25 protein-coding genes are annotated in these 26,047 nt (G+C 71.8%); 13 read left to right on the plus strand and 12 right to left on the minus strand.

Annotation, left to right across the window (positions count from 1 at the left end):
- Nucleotides 1–24: 24 nt before the first annotated feature.
- Nucleotides 25–705, minus strand: coding sequence for a hypothetical protein (locus tag ACIGXX_RS32445; RefSeq protein ID WP_399980962.1), 681 nt, complete (start codon nucleotides 703–705; stop codon nucleotides 25–27).
- A gap of 217 nt (nucleotides 706–922) precedes the next feature.
- Nucleotides 923–2,119 (minus strand): PucR family transcriptional regulator, encoded by a 1,197-nt coding sequence (locus tag ACIGXX_RS32450; RefSeq protein ID WP_399980965.1) that lies wholly within the window; start codon nucleotides 2,117–2,119, stop codon nucleotides 923–925.
- A 125-nt stretch (nucleotides 2,120–2,244) separates the two neighbouring features.
- Between ACIGXX_RS32450 and ACIGXX_RS32455 the strand changes: the two genes are divergently transcribed.
- On the plus strand, nucleotides 2,245–3,417 hold the full coding sequence (locus tag ACIGXX_RS32455) for a lactate 2-monooxygenase (protein ID WP_399980968.1): 1,173 nt from the start codon (nucleotides 2,245–2,247) through the stop codon (nucleotides 3,415–3,417).
- Entirely contained in the window at nucleotides 3,414–4,391 is a 978-nt protein-coding gene (locus ACIGXX_RS32460) for a 2-hydroxyacid dehydrogenase (protein ID WP_399980971.1), read from the plus strand. Before ACIGXX_RS32455 ends, ACIGXX_RS32460 begins: the two co-directional genes overlap by 4 nt.
- A 56-nt stretch (nucleotides 4,392–4,447) precedes the next feature.
- Here the strand turns inward: ACIGXX_RS32460 and ACIGXX_RS32465 are convergent, their stop codons facing one another.
- The 3 genes from ACIGXX_RS32465 to ACIGXX_RS32475 form a co-directional block, all read right to left on the minus strand.
- Nucleotides 4,448–5,269: an endonuclease gene (locus tag ACIGXX_RS32465; RefSeq protein ID WP_366465025.1), complete on the minus strand. Its 822-nt coding sequence runs from the start codon at nucleotides 5,267–5,269 to the stop codon at nucleotides 4,448–4,450.
- A gap of 179 nt (nucleotides 5,270–5,448) precedes the next feature.
- Nucleotides 5,449–6,231 carry a thioesterase family protein gene (locus tag ACIGXX_RS32470; protein ID WP_351164417.1) on the minus strand — a complete coding sequence of 261 codons (783 nt, stop codon included), beginning with the start codon at nucleotides 6,229–6,231 and terminating at the stop codon, nucleotides 5,449–5,451.
- 67 nt (nucleotides 6,232–6,298) lie between these two features.
- Nucleotides 6,299–7,504 (minus strand): acyl-CoA dehydrogenase family protein, encoded by a 1,206-nt coding sequence (locus tag ACIGXX_RS32475; RefSeq protein WP_366465026.1) that lies wholly within the window; start codon nucleotides 7,502–7,504, stop codon nucleotides 6,299–6,301.
- 217 nt (nucleotides 7,505–7,721) lie between these two features.
- Here ACIGXX_RS32475 and ACIGXX_RS32480 point away from each other — a divergent pair, with 217 nt between their 5' ends.
- Together ACIGXX_RS32480 and ACIGXX_RS32485 are read left to right on the plus strand one after the other, a co-directional pair.
- Nucleotides 7,722–7,949, plus strand: coding sequence for a hypothetical protein (locus tag ACIGXX_RS32480; RefSeq protein ID WP_361470979.1), 228 nt, complete (start codon nucleotides 7,722–7,724; stop codon nucleotides 7,947–7,949).
- A gap of 4 nt (nucleotides 7,950–7,953) precedes the next feature.
- Nucleotides 7,954–8,394, plus strand: coding sequence for a hypothetical protein (locus ACIGXX_RS32485; RefSeq protein ID WP_399980976.1), 441 nt, complete (start codon nucleotides 7,954–7,956; stop codon nucleotides 8,392–8,394).
- Here ACIGXX_RS32485 and ACIGXX_RS32490 read toward each other — a convergent pair.
- Together ACIGXX_RS32490 and ACIGXX_RS32495 are read right to left on the minus strand one after the other, a co-directional pair.
- Entirely contained in the window at nucleotides 8,391–8,849 is a 459-nt protein-coding gene (locus ACIGXX_RS32490) for an Rrf2 family transcriptional regulator (RefSeq protein WP_351164490.1), read from the minus strand. The genes ACIGXX_RS32485 and ACIGXX_RS32490 overlap by 4 nt on opposite strands.
- A 46-nt stretch (nucleotides 8,850–8,895) precedes the next feature.
- A complete protein-coding gene (locus ACIGXX_RS32495; RefSeq protein WP_399980979.1) occupies nucleotides 8,896–9,552 on the minus strand; it encodes a hypothetical protein in 657 nt (218 codons plus the stop codon).
- 473 nt (nucleotides 9,553–10,025) lie between these two features.
- Between ACIGXX_RS32495 and ACIGXX_RS32500 the strand changes: the two genes are divergently transcribed.
- The 5 genes from ACIGXX_RS32500 to ACIGXX_RS32520 all read left to right on the plus strand — a co-directional run bounded on the left by ACIGXX_RS32500 (nucleotide 10,026) and on the right by ACIGXX_RS32520 (nucleotide 17,758).
- Nucleotides 10,026–11,015 (plus strand): TauD/TfdA family dioxygenase, encoded by a 990-nt coding sequence (locus tag ACIGXX_RS32500; RefSeq protein WP_366465032.1) that lies wholly within the window; start codon nucleotides 10,026–10,028, stop codon nucleotides 11,013–11,015.
- A 428-nt stretch (nucleotides 11,016–11,443) separates the two neighbouring features.
- Nucleotides 11,444–11,671 (plus strand): type A2 lantipeptide, encoded by a 228-nt coding sequence (locus tag ACIGXX_RS32505; protein ID WP_351164427.1) that lies wholly within the window; start codon nucleotides 11,444–11,446, stop codon nucleotides 11,669–11,671.
- Nucleotides 11,672–11,800: 129 nt separating this feature from the next.
- Complete coding sequence (locus ACIGXX_RS32510; protein ID WP_351164428.1) at nucleotides 11,801–12,607, plus strand: HlyD family efflux transporter periplasmic adaptor subunit; 807 nt, start codon at nucleotides 11,801–11,803, stop codon at nucleotides 12,605–12,607.
- Nucleotides 12,604–14,892, plus strand: coding sequence for an NHLP family bacteriocin export ABC transporter peptidase/permease/ATPase subunit (locus ACIGXX_RS32515; RefSeq protein WP_399980984.1), 2,289 nt, complete (start codon nucleotides 12,604–12,606; stop codon nucleotides 14,890–14,892). Before ACIGXX_RS32510 ends, ACIGXX_RS32515 begins: the two co-directional genes overlap by 4 nt.
- 1 nt (nucleotide 14,893) lies before the next feature.
- The gene (locus ACIGXX_RS32520) at nucleotides 14,894–17,758 is read left to right on the plus strand and encodes an NHLP bacteriocin export ABC transporter permease/ATPase subunit (protein ID WP_399980987.1); all 2,865 of its coding nucleotides are present in this window, start codon (nucleotides 14,894–14,896) and stop codon (nucleotides 17,756–17,758) included.
- A 62-nt stretch (nucleotides 17,759–17,820) separates the two neighbouring features.
- Here ACIGXX_RS32520 and ACIGXX_RS32525 read toward each other — a convergent pair whose 3' ends face one another.
- The 3 genes from ACIGXX_RS32525 to ACIGXX_RS32535 all read right to left on the minus strand — a co-directional run bounded on the left by ACIGXX_RS32525 (nucleotide 17,821) and on the right by ACIGXX_RS32535 (nucleotide 20,216).
- Nucleotides 17,821–18,999 carry a serine hydrolase domain-containing protein gene (locus tag ACIGXX_RS32525; protein ID WP_399980990.1) on the minus strand — a complete coding sequence of 393 codons (1,179 nt, stop codon included), beginning with the start codon at nucleotides 18,997–18,999 and terminating at the stop codon, nucleotides 17,821–17,823.
- A 184-nt stretch (nucleotides 19,000–19,183) separates the two neighbouring features.
- Nucleotides 19,184–19,699: a lytic polysaccharide monooxygenase auxiliary activity family 9 protein gene (locus ACIGXX_RS32530; protein ID WP_351164432.1), complete on the minus strand. Its 516-nt coding sequence runs from the start codon at nucleotides 19,697–19,699 to the stop codon at nucleotides 19,184–19,186.
- A 169-nt stretch (nucleotides 19,700–19,868) separates the two neighbouring features.
- Nucleotides 19,869–20,216, minus strand: a complete 348-nt coding sequence (locus ACIGXX_RS32535) for a DoxX family protein (protein WP_399980995.1) — start codon at nucleotides 20,214–20,216, stop codon at nucleotides 19,869–19,871.
- A 287-nt stretch (nucleotides 20,217–20,503) separates the two neighbouring features.
- Between ACIGXX_RS32535 and ACIGXX_RS32540 the strand changes: the two genes are divergently transcribed.
- Both ACIGXX_RS32540 and ACIGXX_RS32545 read left to right on the plus strand, forming a co-directional pair.
- Nucleotides 20,504–21,427 carry an NADP-dependent oxidoreductase gene (locus ACIGXX_RS32540; protein ID WP_361470992.1) on the plus strand — a complete coding sequence of 308 codons (924 nt, stop codon included), beginning with the start codon at nucleotides 20,504–20,506 and terminating at the stop codon, nucleotides 21,425–21,427.
- Nucleotides 21,428–21,544: 117 nt separating this feature from the next.
- On the plus strand, nucleotides 21,545–22,483 hold the full coding sequence (locus tag ACIGXX_RS32545; protein WP_351164435.1) for an AraC family transcriptional regulator: 939 nt from the start codon (nucleotides 21,545–21,547) through the stop codon (nucleotides 22,481–22,483).
- On the opposite strand, the gene ACIGXX_RS32550 is transcribed toward ACIGXX_RS32545, so the two are convergent.
- Both ACIGXX_RS32550 and ACIGXX_RS32555 read right to left on the minus strand, forming a co-directional pair.
- A complete protein-coding gene (locus tag ACIGXX_RS32550; RefSeq protein ID WP_361470994.1) occupies nucleotides 22,480–22,953 on the minus strand; it encodes a carboxymuconolactone decarboxylase family protein in 474 nt (157 codons plus the stop codon). The genes ACIGXX_RS32545 and ACIGXX_RS32550 overlap by 4 nt on opposite strands.
- 144 nt (nucleotides 22,954–23,097) lie before the next feature.
- The gene (locus ACIGXX_RS32555; RefSeq protein ID WP_399981000.1) at nucleotides 23,098–23,850 is read right to left on the minus strand and encodes a sulfite exporter TauE/SafE family protein; all 753 of its coding nucleotides are present in this window, start codon (nucleotides 23,848–23,850) and stop codon (nucleotides 23,098–23,100) included.
- A gap of 226 nt (nucleotides 23,851–24,076) precedes the next feature.
- On the opposite strand from ACIGXX_RS32555, the gene ACIGXX_RS32560 reads away from it, so the two are divergent.
- Nucleotides 24,077–25,012, plus strand: coding sequence for a LysR family transcriptional regulator (locus ACIGXX_RS32560; RefSeq protein ID WP_399981004.1), 936 nt, complete (start codon nucleotides 24,077–24,079; stop codon nucleotides 25,010–25,012).
- Between the two features lie 40 nt (nucleotides 25,013–25,052).
- Complete coding sequence (locus ACIGXX_RS32565) at nucleotides 25,053–26,015, plus strand: ankyrin repeat domain-containing protein (RefSeq protein WP_399981008.1); 963 nt, start codon at nucleotides 25,053–25,055, stop codon at nucleotides 26,013–26,015.
- The last annotated feature ends 32 nt before the right edge of the window (nucleotides 26,016–26,047 follow it).

Here is a 26,047-nt window from a genome sequence, read left to right on the forward strand (position 1 = left end):
CGCCGCCCGGCGGACGGACTCAGGTCAGCCGATGGGCCAGCAGTTGTACGCGTTGTAGTTGACGCCGTTGCAGCCGAACCACTTGCCGTAGAGGCAGGGGCCGATGTCGTGCCAGTAGCCGTAACAGCACGCCATGCAGGTGAAGCCCCCGCTTCCGTCGCTCACACAGGCCGAGCTGCCGTCCACGCACGCGGCCTGGGCCTGGGGCGTGCCCTGGGGAGGTGTGCCCTGAGGGGAGACGCCCCAGGTGAGGGGGGTCGCCGCCGGGCCTTGGACTCCTGGGCCCTGTGACCGGGGCCGGCGGGGCGGCTGCGGCTGGCCCTGCGGTCCCTGCGTGCTCTGCGGTGGTGGCTGGGTGTGTGCCGGTGTCCCGCACGGCGAGGGTGCGGGGGCGGCGCCGAGGCGCGCGTAGTGGGCCAGCAGTGCGGCCAGGACGGTGTGTTCGGGGGAGTCGGAGTCCTTGAGCGTGAGCTGGACGAGGCTGTGGGTGTGGTCGTCGCAGGGCACCTGGCGCAGGAGGTCCACCTGGTCGATGAGGCCGACGGGGATCGTCGTCCAGTCCTGACACGTCGTGCCGGGAGCGAACTGGACGCTGTCCGCGCTCTCTTCGGACTTCTTGACCATCCCGACGATCGCGGTCTTCTCGCGGACCGTGTCCGCCGTGAGTGCTTGAAGGAATTCCTCGCCGCTGAACGACCTGGGCATGTGTCTCCTCTCGGCGCCGCGCGGGCGCAAACCGGTGCCACGGGTGCCACGAGATTCGCGCGCTCCACGAGGGCGGCACAACGGAGGTGGAGGCGATCAGTCCGGATAGGTGAACTCGATCCGTGCGCCGGGGCGTTGAGCCGCGGCAGCGCGCCGGGGGAGGAGGGATCGCGCACCGGGGAGCGCGGCGCCTTCGTGCGCCCGCGGCGGCCGGCCCCTAACCGCTCCGGCCCCCGAGCACGATCGTGCGGGCGATGTCCAGGGTGAGGCGCTGCCACGGGTCCTGAGGGTCGCGCGAGGTGATGTCGCGGACGCGGCGCAGGCGGTAGCGCACGGACTGGGGGTGGAGGTGCAGCTCGCGGGCCGCCGCGTTGGCCGATCCGGTGTCGATGTACGCGGTGAGGGCTTCCAGGAGGTGGCGCTGGGCGGGTTCGACGAGCGGGCCGAGGACGATGCGGCCGATCTGGTCGGGGCTGACCACGGGGTGGCCCGCGAGCAGCGCCAGGACGTGCGCGTCGGCGTCGGTGAGGACCCGGTCGACGTGGTGGGCGTGCGGGGGAGCGGTGTCCAGGGCGCCCGCGGCGAGACGGTGGGCGACCGCGACGCGGTCCAGGCTCTCGCCCGAGATCACGCAGCCGCGCCAGGCGTGCCGGCGCAGGACCTCCGGCGCGGCGTCGGCGGACGTGGCCGGAAGGAGCAGTACGGCACGCGAACCGTGGGTCGTCGCCAGTGACGTGCCGTGGCTCCCGCCGCCACCGAGGGCCGTGAGCAGCGCGGTCGACGTGGGGAGGGAGATGTCGGACGAGCCGCTCTCCAGGGCCCTGGCGTCCACCGGCTGTGCCACCAACAGGCAGTAGCGCTCCGGGAGGTGGACGCCCAGGCGCGATGCCCTGGCGCTGAGCGCGCCCAGCGACGCATGGCGGCCCGCGATCAGGTCGTCGAGCAGCAGCTGAAGCGATCTGTCGCGGTCGCCCGTGAGGCGCTCACTGGTGGCCGCGTACGCCGTCGTCATCTCCTCGGAGATGGTGTCCATGGCGGTGAGCAGCAGCTGTGCGAGCGCGAAGGCGTCCTTCGCGGACAGCTGTGGCGCGCGGGCGGCGACCTCGTCCGCGAGGACCGCGGCCGCGACCCGGTAGGCGCGCAGCACGGCCTGCAGGGGGCGGCCGTCCGCGGCGCGCGCCGCCGCGATCCCGCGGAAGCGCCGCAGCTCCCCGTCGCCGATCGCGCCGTCCGTCACCCAGTGGTCCAGGAGCCGGTCCGTCGCCCAGGCCGCGATGGCCCGCACCTCGGGGAACCTGCCGCCGTCGAGCGCCGTGTACGCCGGAACCTGCTCGTGCACCGCCTCGACGACCGCCTCGACGAGGCGGGAATCGGCCAGGAGTTCCTGGCGGACGCGCTCCCGCTTGTTTGTCACAGGGTGATAGTGCCATCGGAAAAGGGTGCGTACGGCCATGGACGGGGCTTGTCACAGTGGCAAGGATCGTCGGACAGGTAGTGCAGTCGCACGCAGTCTCACGGACACCGGACGGGACCCACCACATGACGAAGCCGAACTGGGCGGACTTCCAGTACGAGATCTATCTCAACGGCATGACCGGCGCCGTACCCCGCCTGCCCACCGACCTGACCCGCCTCGAGGAGCTGACCGAACAGCGCCTCGGACCAGGGCCCGTCGGCTATGTCTCCGGCAGTGCGGGCAACGGCAGCACCGCCCGCGCCAACCGCGAGGCGCTGGAGCGGCGCCGGATCGTGCCGCGCATGCTGCGCGACGTGCACGAACGCGATCTGTCCGTGGAGGTGCTCGGCCACCGGCTGCCCGCGCCGCTCGCCCTGGCCCCGATCGGCGTCCTGTCGATCATGCACCCGGACGGCGAGTCCGCCGCCGCCCGCGCGGCCGCGGCCCGCGGCGTCCCGTACATCCTGTCCTCGGCGTCCAGCACCCCCATGGAGCAGGTCGCCAAGGAGATGGGGGACGCGCAGCGGTGGTTCCAGCTGTACTGGGCCAAGGACCGCGACGTCACCAAGAGCTTCCTGGACCGGGCCAAGGCCTCGGGCTTCACGGCGCTGGTCGTCACGCTCGACACCCCGCTCCTGGCCTGGCGGCCCCGCGACCTCGACCAGGCGTATCTGCCCTTCCTGCACGGCGTGGGCACCGCCAACTACTTCAGTGACCCGGCGTTCCGGGCGGGCCTGGCCAAGCCGGTGCACGAGGACCCGAACGCGGCCGTGATGCACTTCGTCGGCATGTTCGCCGACCCCGCGAAGACCTGGCCGGACCTGGCGTTCCTGCGCGAGAACTGGGACGGTCCGATCGTGCTCAAGGGCATCCTGCACCCGGACGACGCACGCCGCGCCGCCGACGCCGGCATGGACGGGGTGGTGGTCTCCAACCACGGGGGCCGCCAGGTCGCGGGCTCCGTCGCGGCGGCCGACGCCCTGCCGCGTGTCGTGGAGGCGGTCGGCGACCGGCTCTCCGTCCTGTTCGACAGCGGCATCCGCACCGGTGACGACATCTTCAAGGCGCTCGCGCTGGGCGCCGAGGCCGTCCTGGTGGGACGCCCGTACGCCTACGGGCTCGGCCTCGACGGACAGGCGGGTGTCGACCACGTCATCCGCTGTCTGCTCGCCGAACTCGACCTGACCCTGGCGCTGTCCGGGCACGCCGGGCCCGCCACCCTCACCCCCGACGACCTGATCGAGGAGACCGCATGACCGCCCTGAAGAACGTCCTCGCCATCGTCTCGCCCCACGTGGGCGGCCGCGCGGCGGGCGGCGCCCTCGCCGGGCTGCTCCCCGACTCGGCGCACGTGACCGTCGTCGAGTCGGCCGGCGAGGACCCGGCCGCCCTGCGCGAGGCACACATCATCATCACCGGTCTCGCGCCGGTCACCGCCGAGCACATCGCAGCCGCCCCGGACCTGGAAGTCGTCCAGTGCGCCAGCCACGGCTTCGACTACGTCGACCTGGACGCGGCCCGTGAACGCGGCGTCCACGTCTGCTCGATCGGCTCCAGCGGCGCCGAGAAGCAGAACGTCGCCGAGCAGACCTTCGCCCTCATGCTGGCCCTCGCCAAACAGCTCATCCCGGCGCACACCGCCCTCACCGAGGCCGACTGGGCGCTGCCCCGGCTCCAGCAGTCCATCACCGAGCTCTCCGGCAAGACGCTCGGCATCGTGGGACTGGGCCACATCGGCGAGGAAGTCGCCCGCCGCGCGGTCGTGTTCGACATGACCATCGTCTATGCGGGCCCCAGGCCGGCGGCAGCGGAGACGGAGGCCCGCCTCGGCGGCGCGCGCCACGTCGAACTCGACGAGCTCCTGCGTACGTCCGACTACGTCAGCCTGCACGCCCCGCTCACCGACGACACCCGCCACCTCCTGGACGCCGAACGACTCGCGCTCCTGAAGCCGACGGCCTTCGTCATCAACACGTCGCGCGGCGCGCTCATCGACCAGGACGCCCTGGCCGACGCGCTGACGGCCGGCACGCTCGCCGGAGCGGGCATCGACGTCTTCGACCCCGAACCGCCCACCGCCGCCCTGCGCCTGCTCAAGGCGCCGAACGTGGTGCTGTCCCCGCACGTCGCGGGCGTCACGCGCGAGACGCTGGTGCGCATCGGTCTCGCGGCGATCCAGAACGTCGTCGGCCACCTGGAGGGCAAGCCGCTGGGCGACGTCGTGTCCTGACGCCCGGCCGGGTGGGGCGGCGGCACCGGGCCGCTGCCCCACCGACGGACCGTGACCTACCAGATCGCTCCGACCCACTCGGGATGGTCGACGAACGGGTTGCGGTTGTGCTGGAACTGGTCGTAGATGGCCTGGTTGCGGTTCTTCTCGAACGTGTCCGGCGGGTCCTCGTCGTTCCACTGCTTCAGCACGGAAAGCCGCCCGATGGCAGGGGCGCTGCCGTTGGAGACCTTGTCGTTGGGCTCCAGGTCGGCGAAGCCGTCCTCGCCGTCGTAGCGCACGGCCATGTAGAGGATCATCCGCGCCACGTCGCCCTTGACGGCGTCACGGGGCTCGAAGGAGTCGGAGTCGGTGTTGTTGCCCGGCGCCTCGCCGACCGCGCTGCCACCGTTGTCGAAGTCCTTGTTGCCGCGGGTGCTGTTGACCGACACGTCCTCCGGGCGCAGGTGGTGGATGTCGGTCCCCGGCCCTGTCGCGGTGCCGAAGTCGCCGTGGGACTTGGCCCACACGTGCTCACGGTTCCACTGGTCGGGGTCGCCGCCGTTGCTGTCCTTGCTCTGCGAGCGGCCGGTGTAGAGGAGGATCACGTTGGCACTGTTGGCCGGGTCCTGGTCGGTGACCTTCAGGGCGTCCCAGACCTGGTCGTACGACAGCTTGGTCTGGTCGCTGATGATCGTGTGCAGGGCGCTCTTGAGCTCCGGACCGGTCTTGCCGAGAGCGTCCTTGTAGTACGTGTCGTCGTAGGCGCCCGCGGGTGCCGCGGCCGGCGTGGGGGCCGTGGTCGCGGCGTCGGCGGCGGCCGGGACGGTGATCCCGACGAGAAGCGCGGCGGCCGTCATGGCCAGCGGTTTCCAGCGACGTATGTGAGGGACGGGCATGTGGGGGGTGTCCTCTCCCGGAGGCTCACGCACCGCGGATCCCTCCAACAGGAGCCGCGTTCTACGCGAGTTGACAAGTGGGCCAACGGGAGAGTGGCACGGGTGGGCGCATCACTGTATGAACGTTGTGCGTCGAATCTGTGACGATGTCATGGACGCGACATTCGGGCCCAAGTGGTCTACAGGGGACGCACGGTGAGGATCTGCTGCGCGTGTCCGACGGGGCCGGTGACGTCGTGCAGGACGGTGCTGGTGATGCCCTGGCCGGTGGGTCCGAACGTCACCGTGGTGTCGAGGCCGGTCCAGTTTCCCTCGGGCTGCCGGTGCAGGTGGACCGTGAGGTCGACGTTCGGGAACATCCAGGCGGTGGGGGACTGGCGTACGGCGATGCCGTTGGCCGTGTCGACCAGCGCGATGTAGGACGCCAGCGGGCTCGCGCTCTGCCCGGCGACGAGGTCGAGGCCGGTGGAGATCCACGCCGTCGTGCGGCCCGGCTGCGGGGGCGCAAGCGGGCGGACGTCCAGGGACGCGATGTACCCGCCGGGCCACACGGAGGCCATCGGCCAGGGCGTCAGCGCCTCGGGAGGAGCGAGCCGGTCCGCGCCGCCGCCCGCCACGGCGCTGGTGTCGGCGGAGCTGAGGAGCCAGGCGCGGGCACGCACCACCGGACGGTCGGCCATGAGCACGACGGCTTCGAGGAGTTCGATGGTGCGGCCCGGCCGGATGGTCTCCACCCGGATCTCGCACTCGTCGAGGGCGAGGCGCCCGAGGATGTCGAAGCTGATCCGGGACAGGACGAGGCCGCTGTCCGGCCGGTCGGCCAGATGGCGGTCGATGGCATGGACGACGAGACCGCCGAGCGGGCTGAAGTGCTGTTCGGCGGTGTCCCAGGCGCCGCCCGCGTGGAGCGTGGGCTTGTAGCGGTGCTCGTCGATGGGCTCGTAGTAACTGCCGGTCTTCACGGGGTGCTTACCTCTCGGCCTTGCGGGTGCGGGACGCCTCGTCGGTAAGCAAAGATCGTACGGGTGGTCAGTTCAGCCCGTTGAGGTAGTGCTCCCCGATGTCGCGAAGGCGGTGCGCGGCGGAGCTGTGGGCCGTCAGGGCGCGGGCGTTGCGCCAGAAGCGGTCGAGCCCGGGGTCGGTCGAAGGGGAGGGCGCGTCGGCGGTGAGTTCGAGGACGCGGGTGGTGATGTGCAGGGCGGACTGGGTGGTGACCGCTTCGGCCGCGCCCACCAGGAACGCGATGTCGGCACGCTCGTCGGCGCCGAGCGCGGGCCCCGCCGCCAGACCCCGGGCCAGCGCCTCCGTCGCGCGTTCCACCACCGAGGCGGCGCTGTGCGCGGCCGTCGCCAACTCCCCGTAGGCGAGCAGCAGGTAGGGGTCGGTGGGCGGCGGCCCGCAGTCCCCGTCGGTGGTGAGAGCGGCCGTCGGGGCGGGGCGCGGCAGGGCGCGGCTGATGTCGCGCGCCTCGGCCAGGGCGCCCTCCGCGTTGCCCAGGCCGACCTGGACGAGCAGGAGGCGGCGGGTCAGCGGCGCGAGTGCGGTGAACGGCGAGATCTCGTGCTCGTCCACGGGGACCGTGCCGAGCACCTGGTGCGCGGCCACCGGCACGTCGTCGTAGCTGACGGCGCCCGCGCCGCTGAGGCGTTGGCCGAGCAGGTCGTGCGCGGGTTCGGCGCTGATGCCGGGGTGGGCCGGGTCCACATGGACGACGACCCATTCGCCGTTGTCCGTGCGCCGCGCGGTGTGGACGAGCCGGTCCGCGACGGCGACGCCCGCGGTCAGTGCCCTGCGGCCGTGCAGGACGTACCCGCCGGCGGTCGGGGTGAGCGCGAGGCCGGTGCCTGTCTGCGCGTCCGGCAGCTCGATGTCACCGCCCCAGAGCCACTGCTCGTGCACGGCGCGCAGTTCGAGCGCTGCGGCGTCCTCGGGCGCGGCGAAGAGGCGCGGACTCCACGACAGGGCGTGGTGGTGTGCGAGGAGTTCGGCGATGGAGCTGTCCGCCGCCGCGATCTCCCGGACCGCCGTACACGCCGTGCGCCAGTCGCTGCCCCGGCCGCCTGCGCTGTCCTGTCCCGACGGCGTCAGGAGCGCGGGCAGGCCCGCCTCGCGCAGCCGCGAGACCTCGTCGAACGGGGGCTTGCCCGCCCGGTCGCGCAGGTCCGCGTCGACGGCGAGGTCGTCGGCGAGTTCCCGGACGACGCGCGGCGAGGCGGAGGGGATCAGCGTTGTCACGGGGACGCCTCACAGATTCCTAGTTTCCCTACCTGATTGATAGGAATAGTGGGCCGCGAACTCCCGCGGCGGCAAGGGGGTGTTCAAGGGGCGGACGGCGTTGTCTCGCCGTATGGGATCGCGAAGGCCGGTCGGCCGAGGGCGTCTCCTGTCGGTCGCCCGAGGTCGCACCGTAATTCGGTTACGCGACGACGGCCCGGATGCCTAGCATCCGACCATGCCAAGACCTTCCGGCTTCACCCACGAGCAACATCCCGACACCAGCGTGACCATCACCCACCACGGCCGCGCGGCAGGCACGCTGCGCGGTGCGCGCGCCGAGAAGTTCCTCGCCGAGGTCGAGTCGGGCGACGCCCAGCTGGTGATGGCCCGCTGGACCGGTGCGTACAAGCACGGCAACGAGCGCACGGCGCGCAACCACCCGCGCAACCGCCGCCAGGGGTGAGGCCGTGGGACTGATCGAGCGGCTGTGGGGGGTGGGCGAGATGCCCTTCCGTGACGGGCTGTACCGGCCGGACGACACCGGCCTGGCCGTGCACGTCGACGGCCCAGGTGCCTACCACCCGGACGCCGGGCAGCCGATCCCCTTCCGTCTCGGAGCACCGATCGACGTGGCCCGCGCCATCGAGGAGGACGGTGTCACCGAGGCGCACCCCGCCTTCGAGAGCCCACTGCCGGACGGAGCGGGACGGATCTGCGGCGGGGGAAGCGGGATGGGCAACATCGGCTATCTCGCCCGTCTCGACGCCGACCGCTCCTTGCGGTGGGTCGCCGTGATGTTCTGCGCCAACCCTTTCGTGGGCGTGCGCCACGAGGGAGGCACGGCCGTCTTCACCAACGACTGGGGAAACCGGCTGGCCCTCGACCTCACCGGGCACGCCTTCGCCTAAGGATTCGTCCACGCGGCCGGGTCCGCGGCGAGCGCCGTGACCGGGGTGGGCAGTTCGGCGCGCGCGACGTCGGCCAGGGACACGCCCTCCAGGATCTGGCGGACGTTCGCCCGCAGCGCGATCCACAGCGGCAGCAGCGATTCCGCGGGCCCGCTGTAGGCCAGCTCCGGTGGGCGCACTCCGCGCACCGACACCAAGGGGCCCTCCACGACGCGGATGACGTCGGCGATGCTGATGCTTTCGGCGGTCCTGGCCAGGCGGTATCCGCCGTTGCCGCCGCGCTGGCTGAGGACGAGACCGCCGCGCCGCATGTCGTTGAGGATGCCTTCGAGAAACTTGTGCGGGATCTCCTGGGCGTCCGCGATGGCCTCGGCCTTCAGCGGCCCGTCGTCCTGGCACGCGGCGAGTTGCAGCGCGGCACGTACCGCGTAGTCCGCCCTGGCTGAGATCCGCATGGCCGCATTATGCTGCACCGCCCTGAACGGCACGTATCGCCCCTGGTCAAGGGGCGGCCTCGCGCAGGGCCCGCAGCGGACCTCTGAACAGCGGGCGCAGCGGCACCGTGGCGGCGGCCACCGGGAGCACGGCCGGTTGGACGTGCGGACCCACGATCCGCTCAGACGGCTCAGACGGCTCAGACCGCCGACGGCCACGCCCACCCCCAGGACCCCCCAGGACCGGTCCGCCCGCCGTGCGCTCGGCGAGGAACGCGGCCGGCGCGCGCCCCACCGCGTCCGGCAGCTCGGCGGCGGGGGTGCCCTCGGGGCGGAGCGTGCCGTGGGACAGGACCCGGCCGCGCAGGTCCGCCACGCAGGTCCGCCACGCAGAAGGTGGAGTGCGTACGCAGAAGGTGGACTGCGGTACGCCGATGTGGACCCCGGCGGCCACCGGGCCACCGCCGTCCGGCGAGGTCAGGTCCACCGGGATCTGCGGCCGTCCCGCGCCGCCGGCCGCCACCAGCCCCGGGACCTCCCGTATCAGGCCGATGCGGGCCAGGTCGGTGCCCTGGCGGGAGACCGCGGCCGGACTGAGCCCGGCGCCGCGGGCGATCGCGCTGCGGGGGACCGGGCTTTGGTCGAGGGCGGCGCGCAGCACGGCCGCGGCGTTCGCCTCCCGGCGGCCGTCACCGGAGGTGGGCGGTGCGGAGGTGTGCGGCATGGCTGCCCTTCCGGGAGCGTTCGCGGGGCGGGCGGTGCAACCTGCCCTGTGGGACCGGGATTTGGCGAGCCGGGGTGGCCCGACTCACCCTTGCGATGTCGGGCTCGTTGCAGGGTCGTGAAGCGGGCGGGAGCGACCTTGACCATGCTTCCGGCGGGCGGCCATGCTCCTGGACATGACCGCGATGACCCCGCTCTTCCCGCGGGTCCACGGAGACCTGGGCCGCCTCGCCTCCACGGCGTGTCGCCCGCACGTGGCCTGACCGCCGCTCCGTTCCCTGCCGCGCAGCCACTCGGGCCCTGCCGCGCAGTCACCAGTTCCCCGCCGCGCGGCCACCCGGGCTTTCTGCCCCTCGCGTCCTCACCTCCGCACGCCTCACCTCGGCCGGACAGCCACGCCCTCTGCGCCGCGCTGACCTCTTTCCGCTCCGCGAGCAGCATCCAACGCCCGCCCCACCGAAGGGATTTCGAACCATGACGTCCGCACCCGTAGCAGCAGCCGCAGCACCCGTAGCGCCTGTAGTGGAGGGCCCCGCCCTCACCGTCCAGAAGGTCGGCGGCCGGATCGGCGCGGTGATATCCGGCGTCCGCCTCGGCGGTGACCTGGACGAGACGACCGTGGCCGCCGTGCGCGCCGCGCTCCTGGAGCACAAGGTCGTCTTCTTCCGCGACCAGCAGCACCTGGACGGGGAGAGCCACGAGGCCTTCGCCCGGCTGCTCGGCACCCCCGTCGCCCACCCCACCGTGCCCTCCGTGGACGGCCGTTACGCCCTCGGCATCGACAACGAACACGGCGGACGCGCCAACCAGTGGCACACCGACGTCACGTTCGTGCCCGCCTACCCGGCGTTCTCCATCCTGCGCGCCGAGGTCGCCCCGCCCTACGGCGGCAACACCCTGTGGTCCAACACCGCCGCCGCCTACCGGGACCTGCCCGAACCGCTGCGGGTCCTCGCCGACAGTGTGCGCGGCGTGCACACCAACGACTACGACTACGCGGCCACCCGCCCCGGCGCCACCTCCGCGGCGCTCGAACAGCACCGGAAGGTGTTCACCGCGGTCACGTTCCAGACCGAGCACCCCGTGGTCCGCGTCCACCCCGAGACCGGTGAACACACGCTGATCCTGGGCAACTTCCTGCAGAAACTCAGCGGGTTCCGCGCCGCCGACTCCCGCGCCCTGATCGGCGTACTCCAGTCGCACGTGGAGCGGCCGGAGAACACCGTGCGCTGGCAGTGGCGCGCGGGCGACGTCGCCATCTGGGACAACCGTGCCACGCAGCACTACGGAGTCGACGACTCCGACGCTCACGAGCGCACCCTGCGGCGCGTCACCGTCGACGGCGACGTGCCGGTCGGCGTCGACGGCCGCCGATCGGTGCTCCTGGCCCCGGAGTCGGTGCCGGAGCCCGGCCATGGGATCGCCTCCGGCGCCTCCACCGACGGTGCGGTCGCGGAGGCCTGAGCGAGGAGGGCGTGTCCCCTTCGGCGGCCACGACCGTGTCCCCTTCGGCCATGATTCGGCACGCCTTCAATAAACCTGCACATCGAATACGCAGCCCAGTCACGCCATTCGGCGAAGACGCCACACAAAGTCCTGTGCATTGACCACAGAACTTTCGCTTTGGTGCGAGAGTGTCCGCTTTGGTGGAGGGAGTCCTTCCGCTCGCTGGATTTCCTTCTGTGAATCTTGTGAAGGAGCTGCCCCCGCGCGGTGAACATGCCTGCACGCAGCGGTGATTCGATGCCGCAGGCGCCGCCGGCCGTCGCTTGGTCGATTGGATGTACGACGTGCGAACGTGCTTTGATCCTGGCCACCGCGGAATTCGCACATCAGGTTCCGCAGTGTTTGGAAACACCTTTGCACCATTCATGAGAAGGGCAGCTCACACCATGAACTACACCCCCCAGGTCGAGACCCTCGAGATTTCCGACGCCGACCTCGACAACGTCTCCGGTGGCCTCGTCGCCGGTGTCGCGGGCAACGTCACCAGCACCGTTGACTCCATCGCCCCGGTCTCGGGCGTCGTCGGCGGCGTCGTCGGCACCGTCGAGGGCGCGACCGGTCTCAACACCGGCGCCGTCACGGGCCTGGCCTCCGGCCTGACCGCTGGTCTCTGAGCCTTCCGCTCACCGAGACGCCATGATTCGTGAGCCCCGGAACCATTGGTTCCGGGGCTCACGGACGCCACAGGCAAAGTAGACGCCACAGGCAAGTAGCCGCCACAGGCAAAGTAAGGGAAGCGTTCCGTGCAGTTCCGCCAACAGGCTCTGTCCAAGCTGCAGTCGCCCGAGGAACTCGACCTGCCGGTGCGCTACGCCCGACCCCAGGGCCTGCTCGTCCTCGCCGTCACCCTCGTCGTCATGGCCGCCGCGAGCATCTGGGCCGTCACCGGCTCGATCTCCTCCACGCTCAAGGCGCCCGGCATCCTCACCCACGGCCAGGGCAGTTACGTCCTGCAGAGCCCCGTCACCGGACAGGTGACCGGCGTCCTGGCCGAAGAAGGCAAGCAGCTCGCCGCCGGCGCTCCCGTGCTCAAGGTCCGTACGGACCGGGGCGACAAGGTCGTACGCTCCATCGCCGCGGGCCGCGTGACCACGCTGGTCGCCAGGATCGGCACCGTCGTCACCACCGGCGACGACGTCGCGACCGTCGAGCGCGCATCGGGCGACGACGACCCCCTCCTCGCCATGATCTACGTACCCGCGGACAGCGCGGCCACCGTGCCCGTCGGAGCCTCGGTGGACCTCACGGTCCAGTCCGTGCCCGCCCAGGAGTACGGCATGCTGCGCGGCCGCGTGAAGGCGATCGGGCGAGCCGCCCAGAGCGAGCAGAAGATCAGCGGATTCCTCGGCGACAAGGAACTGGCCGAGCAGTTCACCAAGGACGGGCCGCCCGTGGGCGTCCTCGTGCGCCTGGAGAACTCCTCCGGCACCAAGTCCGGCTACAAGTGGTCGACCGCGGGCGGCCCGCCCTTCGAGCTCACCTCCATGACCCTGGCCAGCGGCGCCTTCCACCTCGCCGAGCAGCGCCCGATCGATTGGCTGCTTCCGTGACCGCACCGCACCCCTCCCCGGCGCACCAGCAGCAACTGCCGCCCCCCGGCGGCCGTCGCAGACACCGCCCCGAGCCCCCGCAGCGCGGCCGCCGCCGCGCCGCTCCGCCGCGTCCCGCGGCGAAGGGCAAGCGGCACAAGACCGTCCGTACGCCCACCGTCCTTCAGATGGAGGCCGTGGAGTGCGGCGCCGCCGCCCTCGCCATGGTCCTCGCCCACTACGGACGGCACGTCCCGCTGGAGGAGCTGCGCATCGCGTGCGGCGTCTCGCGCGACGGCTCGCGGGCCAGCAACCTCCTGAAGGCGGCGCGCAGTTACGGCCTCACGGCCAAGGGCATGCAGATGGAACCGGCCGCGCTCGCCGAGGTGAAGGCGCCCGCGATCCTCTTCTGGGAGTTCAACCACTACGTCGTCTACGACGGCATGGGACGCCGCTTCGGCCGCCGCGGCGTGTTCATCAACGACCCGGACAAGGGGCGGCGCTTCGTCCCCTCCGAGGACTTCGACACCAGCTTCACCGGTGTCGTCCTGGTCCTCGAACCGGGCGAGGACTTCCGCGCCGGAGGGCGCAGGCCCGGTGTCATGCGGGCGCTTCCCGCGCGGCTGCGCGGCACGACGGGCACCATGCTCGCCGCGCTCTTCGCCAGCCTGCTGCTCGTCGCGGTCGGCGCGGCCCTGCCCGCGCTCAGCCGCACGTACATCGACCTGTTCCTGATCGGTGATCAGACCTCGCTGCTGGGCGCGCTGTTCGCGTCGATGGGCGCGATGGTGGCGCTCACCGTGGTCCTGACCTGGCTGCAACAGGCGAACCTGCTGCGCGGGCGCATCATCTCCTCCACGCTGAGCAGCGCCCGCTTCCTGCGCCATCTGCTGCGCCTGCCCGTCACGTTCTACGCCCAGCGCAGCCCCGCCGACCTCGTCCAGCGCCTCGCGTCCAACGACGCGGTGGCCGAGACCCTGGCCCGCGACCTCACGGCAGCAGGGGTCGACGGCATCGTCGTACTCCTCTACGCGGCCCTGTTGTGGACCTACGATCCCCAGCTCACCCTCGTCGGCGTCGGCATCGCCCTGCTGAACATCGTCGCGATGCGCATCGTCATCCGGCTGCGGGCCACCGGAACGCAGAAGCTGCGCGCCGACAGCGCCAAGCTCACCAACACCTCGTACACCGGCCTGCAGTTGATCGAGACCATGAAGGCCACCGGCGGCGAGAACGGCTACTTCCGGCGGTGGGCCGGGCAGCACGCCACCACCCTGGAGGAGCAGCAGCGCCTCGGTGTGCCCAGCGCCTGGCTCGGCGTGGTCGCGCCGACCCTCGCGACGCTCAACAGCGCGCTGATCCTGTGGATCGGCGGCCTGCGCGCGGTGGAGGGGCACCTGTCGATCGGCCTGCTCGTCGCGTTCCAGGCCCTGGTCACCCGCTTCACCGCGCCGATCACCCGCCTCAACGGCGTCGCGGGCCGCATCCAGGACTTCGGCGCCGACGTCGCCCGCCTCAAGGACGTGGAGAACTTCCCCGTCGACACCCTCTACTCGCGCCCCGAACCGGCCGCGAGCACCCGCCGCCTCAAGGGCCACGTCACCCTTGACGACATCACCTTCGGCTACAGCCCCCTGGACAAGCCGCTCCTGACGGGCTTCTCCCTCTCGGTCGGCCCCGGCCAGCAGGTCGCGCTCGTCGGCGGCTCGGGCAGCGGAAAGTCGACCGTCTCCCGGCTGATCTCGGGGCTCTACAGCCCTTGGGAGGGCACGATCCGCATCGACGGACAGCGTCTGGAGGACATCCCGCGCGGCGCGCTCGCCGCCTCGGTCTCCTTCGTCGACCAGGACGTGTTCCTCTTCGAGGGCTCCATCCGCGACAACGTCGCGCTGTGGGACCCCTCCATCCCGGACGACGCCGTCGTCGCCGCCCTCAAGGACGCCTGCCTGTTCGACATCGTGGCCCGCAGGCCCGGCGGCATCCACGGCCGCGTCGAGCAGGACGGCCGCAACTTCTCCGGCGGGCAGCGCCAGCGCCTGGAGATCGCGCGGGCGCTGGTCAGGCGCCCCAGCATCCTCGTGCTCGACGAGGTGACCAGCGCCCTGGACGCTCAGACCGAACAGGTCATCATCGACAACCTGCGCCGCCGCGGCTGCGCCTGCGTCGTCATCGCGCACCGCCTGAGCACCGTGCGCGACAGCGACGAGATCGTCGTCCTCGACCACGGGGTGGTCGTGGAACGCGGCCGCCACGAACACCTCGTCGCCGCGGGCGGACCCTACGCCGACCTGGTCAAGGAGCACTGAGGTGACCTCGGTACCGGAGCAGTACACCCAGGCCGCGTACGACGACGACCCGGTCGCCGCCGCCTTCGGCGCGCTCGGCACCCCGGCCGACTGCACGGGCCTGCGCAGCGTGCACCTCGAAGGCCCGCAGGTGCTGTGGCTGGTCGTGGCCGGGGCGCTCGACCTGTTCGCGGTGGACGCCGTGCAGCAGGGCCACTGGCACTTCCTCGGCCGCCTCGAACCGGGCACCTTGCTGCTCGGCCCCGTCGAAGGCCCCCAGCACACCCTCGTCGGCCGCCCTCTCCAGGGCTGCGAGCTGCGCCGCATCCCGCTGCGCGAGCTCTACCGCCCCGACTACGGCGACACCTGGGCCTACGAACAGCAGTACCCCAGTCAGTACGACACCCAGGACCAGGCCCTCAGCCTCCTGGAGCACGCCTTCGCGCTCGGCATCGGACGCAGCCACCGGGTCCTGTTCGAGGCACCGCTCGACGGCCGCACCATGGCCGACGACGTGGTGACCGACGACGACATCCTCTGGATGCCGGTCGCGCCGGGCAGTGTGCAGTACGGCTCCGCCTACAGCTCACAGGCCGCGGGGGATCTGCTCGTCGACGCCGCCATGTGGCAGCGCATGGTCAACCAGCAGTACCGGCTGCTCTCCACCCTCGACCGCTGGATCGAACGTCTGGAGCGGGCCCACGAGGACCGCACGGCCGCCGGCATCAAGGCGGGCGAGACGGTCCGCGAGCAGGCCGACCGCACCCTGATCGACTCCATCGGCCGCTCCGGCAGGGGCGGTGCGCGCCGCGGCGCATCGCGGGACGGTGACGACGCGACGTACGCGGCCTGCCGCCTGGTCGCCGAGGCGGCGGGCATCACGCTGTCCGCGGCGGCGGAGGGCGGTGCGGTCAGCGACCGGATCGACCCGGTGGAGCAGGTCGCGGTGGCCTCACGGATCCGCACCCGCGCCGTACGGCTCGACGGGCGCTGGTGGCGCGAGAACACCGGCCCGCTGGTGGGGCACCGCGCGGCCAGCGGGGCGCCGGTCGCGCTGCTGTGGCGGCGCGGCGGCTACGAGTCCGTGCACCCCACGTCCGGGCGGCGCACGCGCATCGACAAGACCAACGCGGACGAGTTCGAAGCGCAGGGCGTCATGTTCTACCGGCCGCTGCCGGAGCGGACGTTGACGCCGTGGCGGCTCTTCCGCTTCAGCCTGCGGGGCACCGGCGGCGACGTTCGCAACCTGGCGATCGCCGGTCTGGTGACGGTCGCGTTCGGTGCGCTGGTGCCGGTGGCGACGGGCCAGGTCCTCGGCGTGTTCGTCCCGAACGGCGAGAAGAGCCTCATCGTCCAGGTCTCCCTGGCGGTGATGATCACGAGCATCGTCTCGGCAGCCTTCATGCTGCTCCAGAACCTCACCATCCTGAGGATGGAGGGCCGCATGGAAAGCGCCCTCCAACCCGCTGTCTGGGACCGCCTGCTGCGCCTGCCCACCCGCTTCTTCGCCTCGCGCTCAACGGGTGAACTGGCGAGCGCGGCGATGGGCGTCAGCGCGATCCGCCGGGTCCTTTCGGGTATCGGCCCGGTCGCGTTGCAGGCGGGGACGGTCGGTGCGATGAACCTGGTCCTGCTGCTGCTCTACAGCGTCCCGCTGGCCCTGGCGGCGCTGGGGATGCTGGTGCTGATCGCGGCGGTGTTCCTGACCCTTGGCCTGTGGGAACTGCGCTGGCAGCGCCGTCTGGTGGAGCTCAGCAACAAGCTCAACAACCAGGCGTTCCAGACCCTGCGCGGCCTGCCCAAACTCCGCGTCGCCGGAGCGGAGAGCTTCGCGTACGCGGCATGGGCGGGGGAGTTCGCCCGCAGCCGGGAGCTGCAACAGCGCGCGGGCCGCATCAAGAACGTCACCACGGTCCTCAACTCGGTCTATCTCCCGCTCTGCACGCTCATCATGTTCATCCTCCTGGCGGGCCCGGCCCGCGGCAGCCTCACGGCGGGCGAGTTCCTCACCTTCAGCACGGCGGTGACGATGCTCCTGACGTCCGTCACCCAGCTGACCGGGGCCCTGCTCTCGGCCGCCGCCGTCCTCCCCATGTTCGAGCAGATCAAGCCGGTGCTCGACGAGGCGCCGGAGGTGCGGGGAGCGAGCACGCAGCCGGGCGAACTGCAGGGCGAGATCGAGGCCCGCGCCCTGTCCTTCCGCTACGCGGACGACGGCCCCCTGGTCCTGGACGACGTCTCCTTGTCCATCCGCCCGGGCGAGTTCGTGGCGGTCGTAGGCCCGAGCGGCTGCGGCAAGTCGACGCTGCTCCGCCTCCTGATCGGCTTCGACAAGCCGGTCTCGGGCAGCGTCCTGTACGACGGCCAGGACCTCTCCGCCCTGGACCAGGCGGCCGTCCGCCGCCAGTGCGGCGTGGTCCTGCAGAACGCCCAGCCGCTCACCGGCTCGATCCTGGACTGCATCTGCGGCGCCGAGACGTTCACGCAGGAGGAGGCGTGGGAGGCCGCGGCGATGGCGGGCCTGGCCGAGGACATCAAGCGCATGCCGATGGGCCTGCACACGATGATCTCCGGCGGCGGAGCGGTCTCCGGCGGCCAGCGCCAACGCCTGATGATCGCCCAGGCGTTGATCCGCCGCCCCCGCGTCCTCTTCTTCGACGAGGCGACCAGCGCCCTGGACAACGAGACGCAACGCACGGTCATCGACAGCACCCGCGCCCTGAACGCCACCCGCATCGTCATAGCCCACCGCCTCTCCACGGTCCTTGACGCGGACCGCGTCATCGTCATGTCGGAGGGCCGCATCGTCCAACAGGGCCCACCCGCCCAGCTGTTGGCGGACACCGGCGGGCGGTTGCATGAGTTGGTGCGGCGGCAGATGCAGTAGCCGACCGTCCGGCAGGGAGTGGTCGCCGGAGCGGCAGACGGCCGAAGTCGCCGTCTGCGGCCTTACGCCCCGGCCGCGTACCGCCAGAAGTCCCGCATCAGGTCGGGGAAGCCGGGGCCGCCCATCTGCAACTGGCTGAACATGAGTGTGACCGCGCCGGTGGCCGGGGTGATGTGGGCCGTGGTGCCCGTGCCGCCGACCCAGCCGTAGCGTCCCGGCACGTTCCACGGCTGGACCGTCTCGACGTCCACCGCGCCGCCGAATCCCCAGCCCATCCCTTCGAGGAAGAGACCGGCGGACTCCCGCTCGGCGGTGGTGAGTTGATTGGTGGTCATCTGGCGTACGGAAGCGGGCGTGAGCAGACGGTGGCCCTTCGGTGTGGTGCCCTCGGCGAGCAGCATACGGCCGAAGGCGAGCCAGTCGTCGAGGGTCGAGACGAGGCCGCCGGCGCCGGACGGGAACGGGGGCGGGCTGCTCCACTGTCCGCCCGGGGCGTCGAGCAGTTCCAGGCCGCTTCGGGGGTCGCGCTCGGGTCCGGCCTCCGCCCCGGCCGCGTAATAGCTGGTGAACCGGCCGAGTTTGCCGGGCGGCACGCAGAAGGCGGTGTCGGTCATCCCGAGTGGTTCGAAGATCCGCTCCGCCAGGAACTCGGGCAGTGGCACGCCTGTGACCCGGGAGATCAGCACGCCCTGGAGGTCGGAGCTGAGGTTGTACAGCCAGCCGTCGCCGGGCTGGTGCAGGAGCGGGATCCGGGACAGCGCGGCCATCCAGGCGTCCGGCGCGGGGACGGCCTGCGGCTGCGGCGGACCCTGCTTGAGTTCGCTGAACAGTGGCGCGAGCGCGGGCAGCGAGAAGTCGGAGGGAAAGCCGTACCCGGTGCGGGAGGCGAGCAGGTGGAACACGGTGATGGGGCGGACCGCCGGGACCACGTCGTCCACCGGCGAGCCCGGGGTGCGGACGACGCTCGGCGACGCCAGCTCCGGCAGCCACTCTCCGACCGGGTCGTCCAGGGCGATGCGGCCCTCCTCGACCAGCATCATGACGGCGGCGGCGACGATGGGTTTGGTCAGCGACGCGATACGGAAGATGGAGTCCCTGGCCATCGGAGCGGTGCCCTCGACATCGACGGACCCGACGGCCGCGACCTCCTCGCCCCGGTCGCCGCGGGCCACCAGGGCCACCGCTCCTGCCACGGAGCTGTTGCTGACGTGCGTCTCCAGGGTCTTGCGCAGATCGGCCATACGTCCACCATCTCAGCCCCCACCGACAGTGGGCTTCATTTCGTGCCGCGCGCGAAAGAGCCCGGCCTGCCGAGCCGTCGGCGCGTCGGCGCCGCGGCCCGGCAGGCCGGGTTGGGTGGTGCGGGGTGGTGCGGGGTGGTGCGGGGTGGTGCGGGGTGGTGTGGGGGAGCCACCCCTCAGGGGCTCAGCCCCCGATGTTCACATCGATGCAGGCGTAGAAGGCGTTGGCGGTGTCAGCGATGTTCCACACCGCGAGCACCTTCTGCTTGCCGCTGAGTCCGCCGAAGTCGACCTTGTGCGTGACGGTCTCGCCCGGCTGGGCGCCTCCGTCGTCGACCTCGGCGATCTTGTTGCCGCCGACGAAGTACTGCCAGGTGCTGGTGCTGTGACGTGCCGTCAGCTTCCAGCTGAACTCCTGCGACGAGCCGACATCGGTGACCTTCCAGCCCTTGCCGTCGTCGTCCAGGTCGGCGAAGCGGGCGTTGCCGCCGCTGCACGTCGTCTGCCCCTTGGGGCCTTCGACGCTCTGCGGTTCGTTGGTGATCTCGCCGCAGGACACGGTGCCTGCCGCGCACTGTGCCTGCCGGCTCGGGGGTGAGGAGACGTAGCCGTGCGCGCTGGCCGGGGTGACGGAGGCCAGGACGAGCACGGGCGCGAATCCCGCGCCCAGGGCGGCTGCCAGTTTCTGTTTCTTGTTCATCTCTGTTCCCTCTGGGTGGGGGGATGAGGGGCGAGAGACAACCGGGCGCCTCGGTCGACTCATTGGCCTAGACCATACTGGTTGTCAGGGCTCAGTCAACCCTTCAAGTAATGCGCGTGGTGCGGAAGTTGCGACTGAGGCGCTCCTGGTGCTGTTCGTAGGGCTGTGGCTAGGCGGCGAAGCCCAGCGTCAGGGCGCCGACCACCGGCGCCGCGTACACCAGCGGGAACGGGATGTGCGCGTACCAGCGGGCCCGGACCACGGTGATGACGGCGCCGGCGAAGTACAGCGCCAGGCAGATCCCGGCCGCGACGCCGATGGCCGGCACGATCAGGCCGACCAGCAGGCCCACCGCCCCCGCGGCCTTGGCCGCGCCGAGCCGGGGCAGCCACGAGAGGGGGACGCCGTAGTCGGCCATGGGATCCACGACCCACTTGGCGCGGAGGAGGGCGGACACGGCCGAGAAGCCCACCATGACGGCGGCCAGGACGGTGACGACAACGTAGGCGGTGGACATCAGAAATGCTCCCATCGGACGGATGCCTGGGCGGAGTGACTCCGGCCGGGCGTCTTGACTGCCTCACTGCTCTGACGGTTCGCGACGCGGGATTGTGACCGGCGAAGACCACTCACGGTGTGACCTGGGGCACGCATGGCCGAAGAGGTCAGGGCGCAAGACGCTGGGACATGTAGGCGAGACAGAAGGCCATTCTGCGGCTCATTCGATCTCCCTAGGGTTGAGGACATCGAGCAGAGCAGCCCGTCCGGGCAGCCGAGCAAAGCGTGAATCCAGGGAGCGTTACCGTGCGTGCAGTGATCCAGAAGTCCGTCGGCGGCCCCGAGGTCCTCCAGGTCGTGGAGACCGAACGGCCGAAGCCGCAGGCCGGTGAAGTCCTCGTCAAGGTCCACGCCAGTGCCGTCAACCCGGTGGACGTGGCCGTCAGGTCCGGCGCCTTCCCGCTGCTCGGCGAGCCGCCGTTCGGCGTGGGCTGGGACATCTCCGGAGTGGTCGAAGAGGCGGGCGCCGACGCCGGGTTCGCGGTGGGCGACGAGGTGTACGGGATGCCGCTCTTCCCCCGCGCCGCCACCGGGTATGCCGAGTACGTCGCCGTGCCGTCCGGCGATCTGGCCCGCAAGCCCGCCTCGCTCGACCACGTGCACGCCGCCGCCGTCCCCCTCGCGGCACTCACCGCCTGGCAGGGCCTGGTGGGGGCGGCGGACGTCAAGGAGGGCGACCGGGTGCTGATCCAGCGGGCGGCGGGCGGCGTCGGCCACTTCGCGGTACAGATCGCCAAGGCGCGCGGTGCCCACGTCATCGCGATAGCCAGCGCGGGCCGACACGACTTCGTACGCGGCCTCGGCGCCGACGAGGTCATCGACTACCGGACCACCGACTTCACCGAGGTCGTCAAGGACGTGGACGTACTCCTCGACTCGACGGCCCAGGGCGATCTGTCGCTCGGCGTGGTGCGCCCCGGCGGCGTACTCATCAGCATCCTGGAACACGGTGACCGGGAGCTCGCGGCGCGCGTCGAGGCCGCGGGGCGGCGCTTCGCCGGCGTCCTGGTCGAGCCGGACTCCGCCGGGCTCGACGCGCTCGCCGAACTGATCGACGCGGGCCGGGTCCGTCCCTATGTCGAGGAGACGTTCCCGCTGGCGGAGGCCGGCAAGGCACACGAGCTGGTCGCCGCGGGACACGTACAGGGCAAGATTGTCCTGACGGTCTGAACAGGCCGACCGCGCCGGGCGGCACGGCACGGCACCGGCGGCACGTGGCACCTGCGGCATCCGGCACCGGCGGCACACGGCACCCGCGGCACGCGGCACCAGGAAGGGCGAGGCCCGATGGACATCCTCACCGAGGCGCTGGCCTCGATGCGCACCGGGCACCCGGCGTCCGTACGGACCAACGGCCGCGCCCCCTGGGGCCTGCGGCTGCCGCCGGTCGCGGGCGCCGGGTTCCACGTGGTGCTGTACGGGACCTGCTGGCTGGTCCCGCTGCCCGACGCGCCGCCCCGCCTCAAGCCGATCCCGCTGAACCCCGGCGACGTGATCTTCCTGCGCGACGGGCGGGGCCACATCCTCGCCGACCACCCCTCCACCCCGGCCGCGGAGCTCAAGGCCCAGCAGTACCAAGGGGGTTCACCGATCGGCTCGGTCACGCTCGGCGGCGAGGGCGCCGAGACCAGCCTGCTGTGCGGCAACTACCACCTGGACCAGGGCCGACCGCACCCCTTGGTGCGCCAGCTGCCCGAGGTGATCCACCTGCCGACGCGGCACGGGCGCCATCCGGAGCTCAGCGCGGCCGTCCAACTCCTCGGCTCCGAGCTGGAGAACCCCCGCGTCGGATCGGACGGCATCGTGCCCACCCTGATCGACTCGCTGCTCCTCTACATCCTGCGGGCCTGGCTGGACGACCAGCCCCCGGCCGCCGCGCAGGGCTGGGCCGCGGCCCTGGGCGACGCGGCGGTCGCGCCCGCCCTGACGGCCATGCACGACGACCCCGCGGCGTCGTGGACGGTCGAGTCGCTGGCGGAGCGGGCCGGTCTGTCCCGCGCCGCGTTCGCCCGGCGGTTCGCCGCACTGGTCGGCGAACCGCCGATGGCCTATCTCACCCGCTGGCGCATGACGACCGCCGCCCGCATGCTGCGCGAGTCCGACGCCCCGCTGACCACCGTGGCCGCCCGGACCGGATACGGCTCGGAGTTCGCCTTCGCCAAGGCCTTCAAACGGGAGTACGGCCTGGCGCCTGGCGGATACCGGCGCCAGAGCCGGGCGGCCTAGGCCCCCGCGGGCTGATAGTCCCCGGCGGGCTGCCGGACGATGACACTGAGGCGGTTGGCGGCGTTGATGAGGGCGATCAGCGACACCAGGGCGGCGAGCTGCTCCTCGTCGTAGTGCTTGGCGGCGTTCGCCCAGACGTCGTCGGTGACACCGCAGGCCGCGTCGGCGATACGGGTGCCCTGCTCGGCCAGCTCCAGGGCGGCGCGCTCGGCGTCGGTGAAGACCTTCGCCTCGCGCCAGGCGGCGACCAGGCTGAGGCGCACGGAGGTCTCACCGGCGTGTGCGGCGTCCTTGGTGTGCATGTCGGTGCAGAAACCGCAGCCGTTGATCTGGCTCGCGCGGAGCATCACCAGGTCCTGGGTGGCGGTCGGCAGCGTCGACTCCGAGATGATCACCCTGCTCGCCGAGGCGATGTGCTTCAGGGACTTGGCCGCGAGCGGGCTGCCGAAGAGGTTCAAGCGGGCTTCCATGGTGCACTCCTAGCCGTTGGTGGCGGATACACCTCCTACACGGGTCGGCTCGGCGCGAATCGACAGCGCAGAGGGTGACGTGCGTCTCGCCGGGGCGTCCCGACGCTGATGCGGCCACGTCCTGGTCACACGGCCACGTCCCGCTCACACGGCCACGGCGATCGCCGCCGTCACCCCGACGACCACAATCAGCCCGCGCAGCACGGCGGGTGAAAGGCGGCGGCCCACGCGCGCGCCGAGCAGACCGCCCAGCGTCGAGCCGACGGCGATCACACCGACCACCGTCCAGTCGACGGTCGTCACCGCGATGAAGATGACCGCGGCTACGCCGTTCACGATGGACGCCAGGACGTTCTTGACGGCGTTCAGGCGCTGCAGGTCGTCACGGAGGAACGACCCGAACAGGCCCATGAGGAGCACCCCTTGGGCCGCGCCGAAGTACCCGCCGTAGACGCCGGTGACCAGGACACCGCTCCACAGCGGAACACCGCCGTCCGCACGGCCGGGGCTGTCGCGCCGCGCGAGCCACTTCTGCAGCCGGGGCTGAAGGAGCACCAGTACGCAGGCGATCAGGATCAGCACCGGCACCGCGGCCCGGAACGTGTCGGCGGGCAGCTTCAGGAGCAGCACCGCTCCTATGACGGCGCCCAGGAGCGAGGCGAAGCCCAGCTTGACGAGGCGGGACCGCTGCCCCTTGAGCTCGGCGCGATATCCGTACGCCGCGCTGATGACGCCCGGGACGAGTCCGACGGTGTTGGAGACGTTGGCGAGGACGGGCGGGTATCCGAAGGCGAGCAGCGTGGGGAAGGTGATCAGGGTGCCGGAGCCGACCACCGCGTTGATGCCGCCGGCCGCGACGGCCGCGGCCGCGATGGCCACTGTCTCGAGTGCGTGCATGGATCGCCCTTCCCGGGACGGTCGGCGTACCGGAGCGCGGCCCGGGACGGAAGCGTCTGGTGCGGAGCCGACGGGTCGGCACCCGGCCCGGCACGCGCACCCTCCGGATGGTGTGCGTGCCGGGCCGGGTTGCCGCCCTGGGCCCGGGAAGATCGTCCCGCCCGCCCAACACCCAAGTCAATCCTCGGATTTCCTTGCAAACCCCCAAGCTGTAGCTTCACTCTCCATGACCCTCGACGACCTGCGTGTCTTCGTCGCCGTCTGCCGAACGGGCAGCCTCAGCGCCGTCGCCCGCGACCTTTCCTGTACGCAGCCCGCGGTCAGCCAGCACATCAAGCGCCTGGAGCGGGAGCTGGGGCTCAGCCTGCTCGAACGCCACCCGCGCGGCGTCGTGCCCACCCCGGCCGGACTGCTCCTGCAGAACGCGGCGGCAGGCGGACTCGGCGACATCGACCACGCCCTGCGCCGGCTGGGAGACCTGGTGCGGGGTGAGGCCGGGGCGGTGCGGATCACCACCGGCGCCACCACGGTGCGGCACTTCATGTCCGACGCGATCGTGGCCTTCCGCCGGCGCCATCCCCGGGTGAGCCTCGAATTCCAGACCGCGCACTCCAGCCGCAGCTGCTTCGATGCCCTCATCGCGGGCGGCCTCGACCTGGCCTGGATCAGCCTCGGCGCACCGGTGAAGGGCATCGAGCAACGCCCCGTCATCGAACTTCCCTGGGTGCTTGCCGTCCACCGCGACGACGCCCTCGCGACGAAGCCGCTGATCACCACGGACGACCTGGCCGGAATCCAGCTCATCGGGCTTCCGGAGAGCACGACCTCCCGCGCGCGCCTGGACGCCTGGTTCACCGAGCGCGGCATCAGCCCGGCCTCCGACACCAGCGTCGCCGACTGGGACACCGCCCTGCTGCTCGCCGAACTCGGCCTGGGCCATGCGATCGTCCCCGACCTGCCGGGCTGGCGCGGTCCCGGCCACCCCGACCTGCGCCTGATCCCCATCCCGGAACTGCCCACCCTGTGGACCGGCTGGGCGGTGCGCCGCTGGGACGCGCTGTCGCCCCTGGCCAAAGCCTTCGCCGACATGGTCAGCCACACCTGCCCGGGCGCCCGCGTTCCCCGGCAGGCGTCGGAGGAGATTGTCAGTGGCCGTCTGTAGCGTTCAGTGACTTGTATCAGTGAGTACGAGGGGGAGTGGCATGGCTGTTGTCGAGGGGGGCGGCTGGGCGGGTCTCGGCTGGGACGGCTGGCGGGATCTCGCGCTGGTGCGTGAGCGGCTCGAGCGCGGGGCCGACCCGCACGGGTGGGGCGCCGGCCGCCCCTTGCACCGGGCGGCCGTCTCCGGTTCACCCGAGGTGGTCGCCGAACTGGCCCGCCGCGTCGACGACGTCGACGCGGAGGAGGAGGGCTGTACCGCTCTGTGGGCCGCGGTCCTGTCCGACCGCGCGTACAACGCCCGTGTTTTGGCCGCGGCCGGGGCCGACCCGTGGCGGCCCATGCTGGCGGGCTGGTCCCCGGGCCGGCTCAGCCTGGCGGGGCCGACCCCGGACCTCTTCAGGGTTCCCTCCGGCGAGCGCGGCCTGACCCCGGCGGAGTCCGCTGCCGCGACGGAGGGCAGACGGCTGACCGCGGCCCTTGGCGACCTCGACGTCGACGGCACGGGCCTGGCGTGCGTGGCCGGGATCGACGTGGCCGAGGCCGCGCGCCGACTGGGCGCCGAGCCCTACGAAGACCCCGAGCTGGACACCTTCGTGGCGGACCCCTGGTCGTACGACATGGACGAGTTCCTGCCGGTCATCGGCGCCACCGACGTGCCGGGCGGCTGCGTCCTCACCCAGCCCTGGGGCTACGCACCGGAGATGCCCGGGGTGCTGACCCTGCTCTCCGCGGGCACCGTCTGCTACGGCCTCTATGCCAACCCCAAGAGCGGCAACCAGGGCAGCCTCGCCCGCGACGGCGTCATGGAAGGCGGGGACCTGCACCCCGGAGGCGGACCCGACGCGGAGGACTCCGCCGGGGAAGTCCTCGCCTCCTACCTCTACCGCCACAACGCCGTCGCCTACTCCTGCGCCTACGTCGGCCTGCGACCGACCGACGCCCGCGCCGTCACCGGCCCGCCCGACATATGGCTCGAGCTGCCCCGGCGCGACTACTGGAACTGAGCACCGGGCGCGCCGCCCATCGGCTTCCGGGC

This window comes from Streptomyces sp. NPDC055243, assembly GCF_044544025.1.
Lineage (GTDB): Bacteria > Actinomycetota > Actinomycetes > Streptomycetales > Streptomycetaceae > Streptomyces.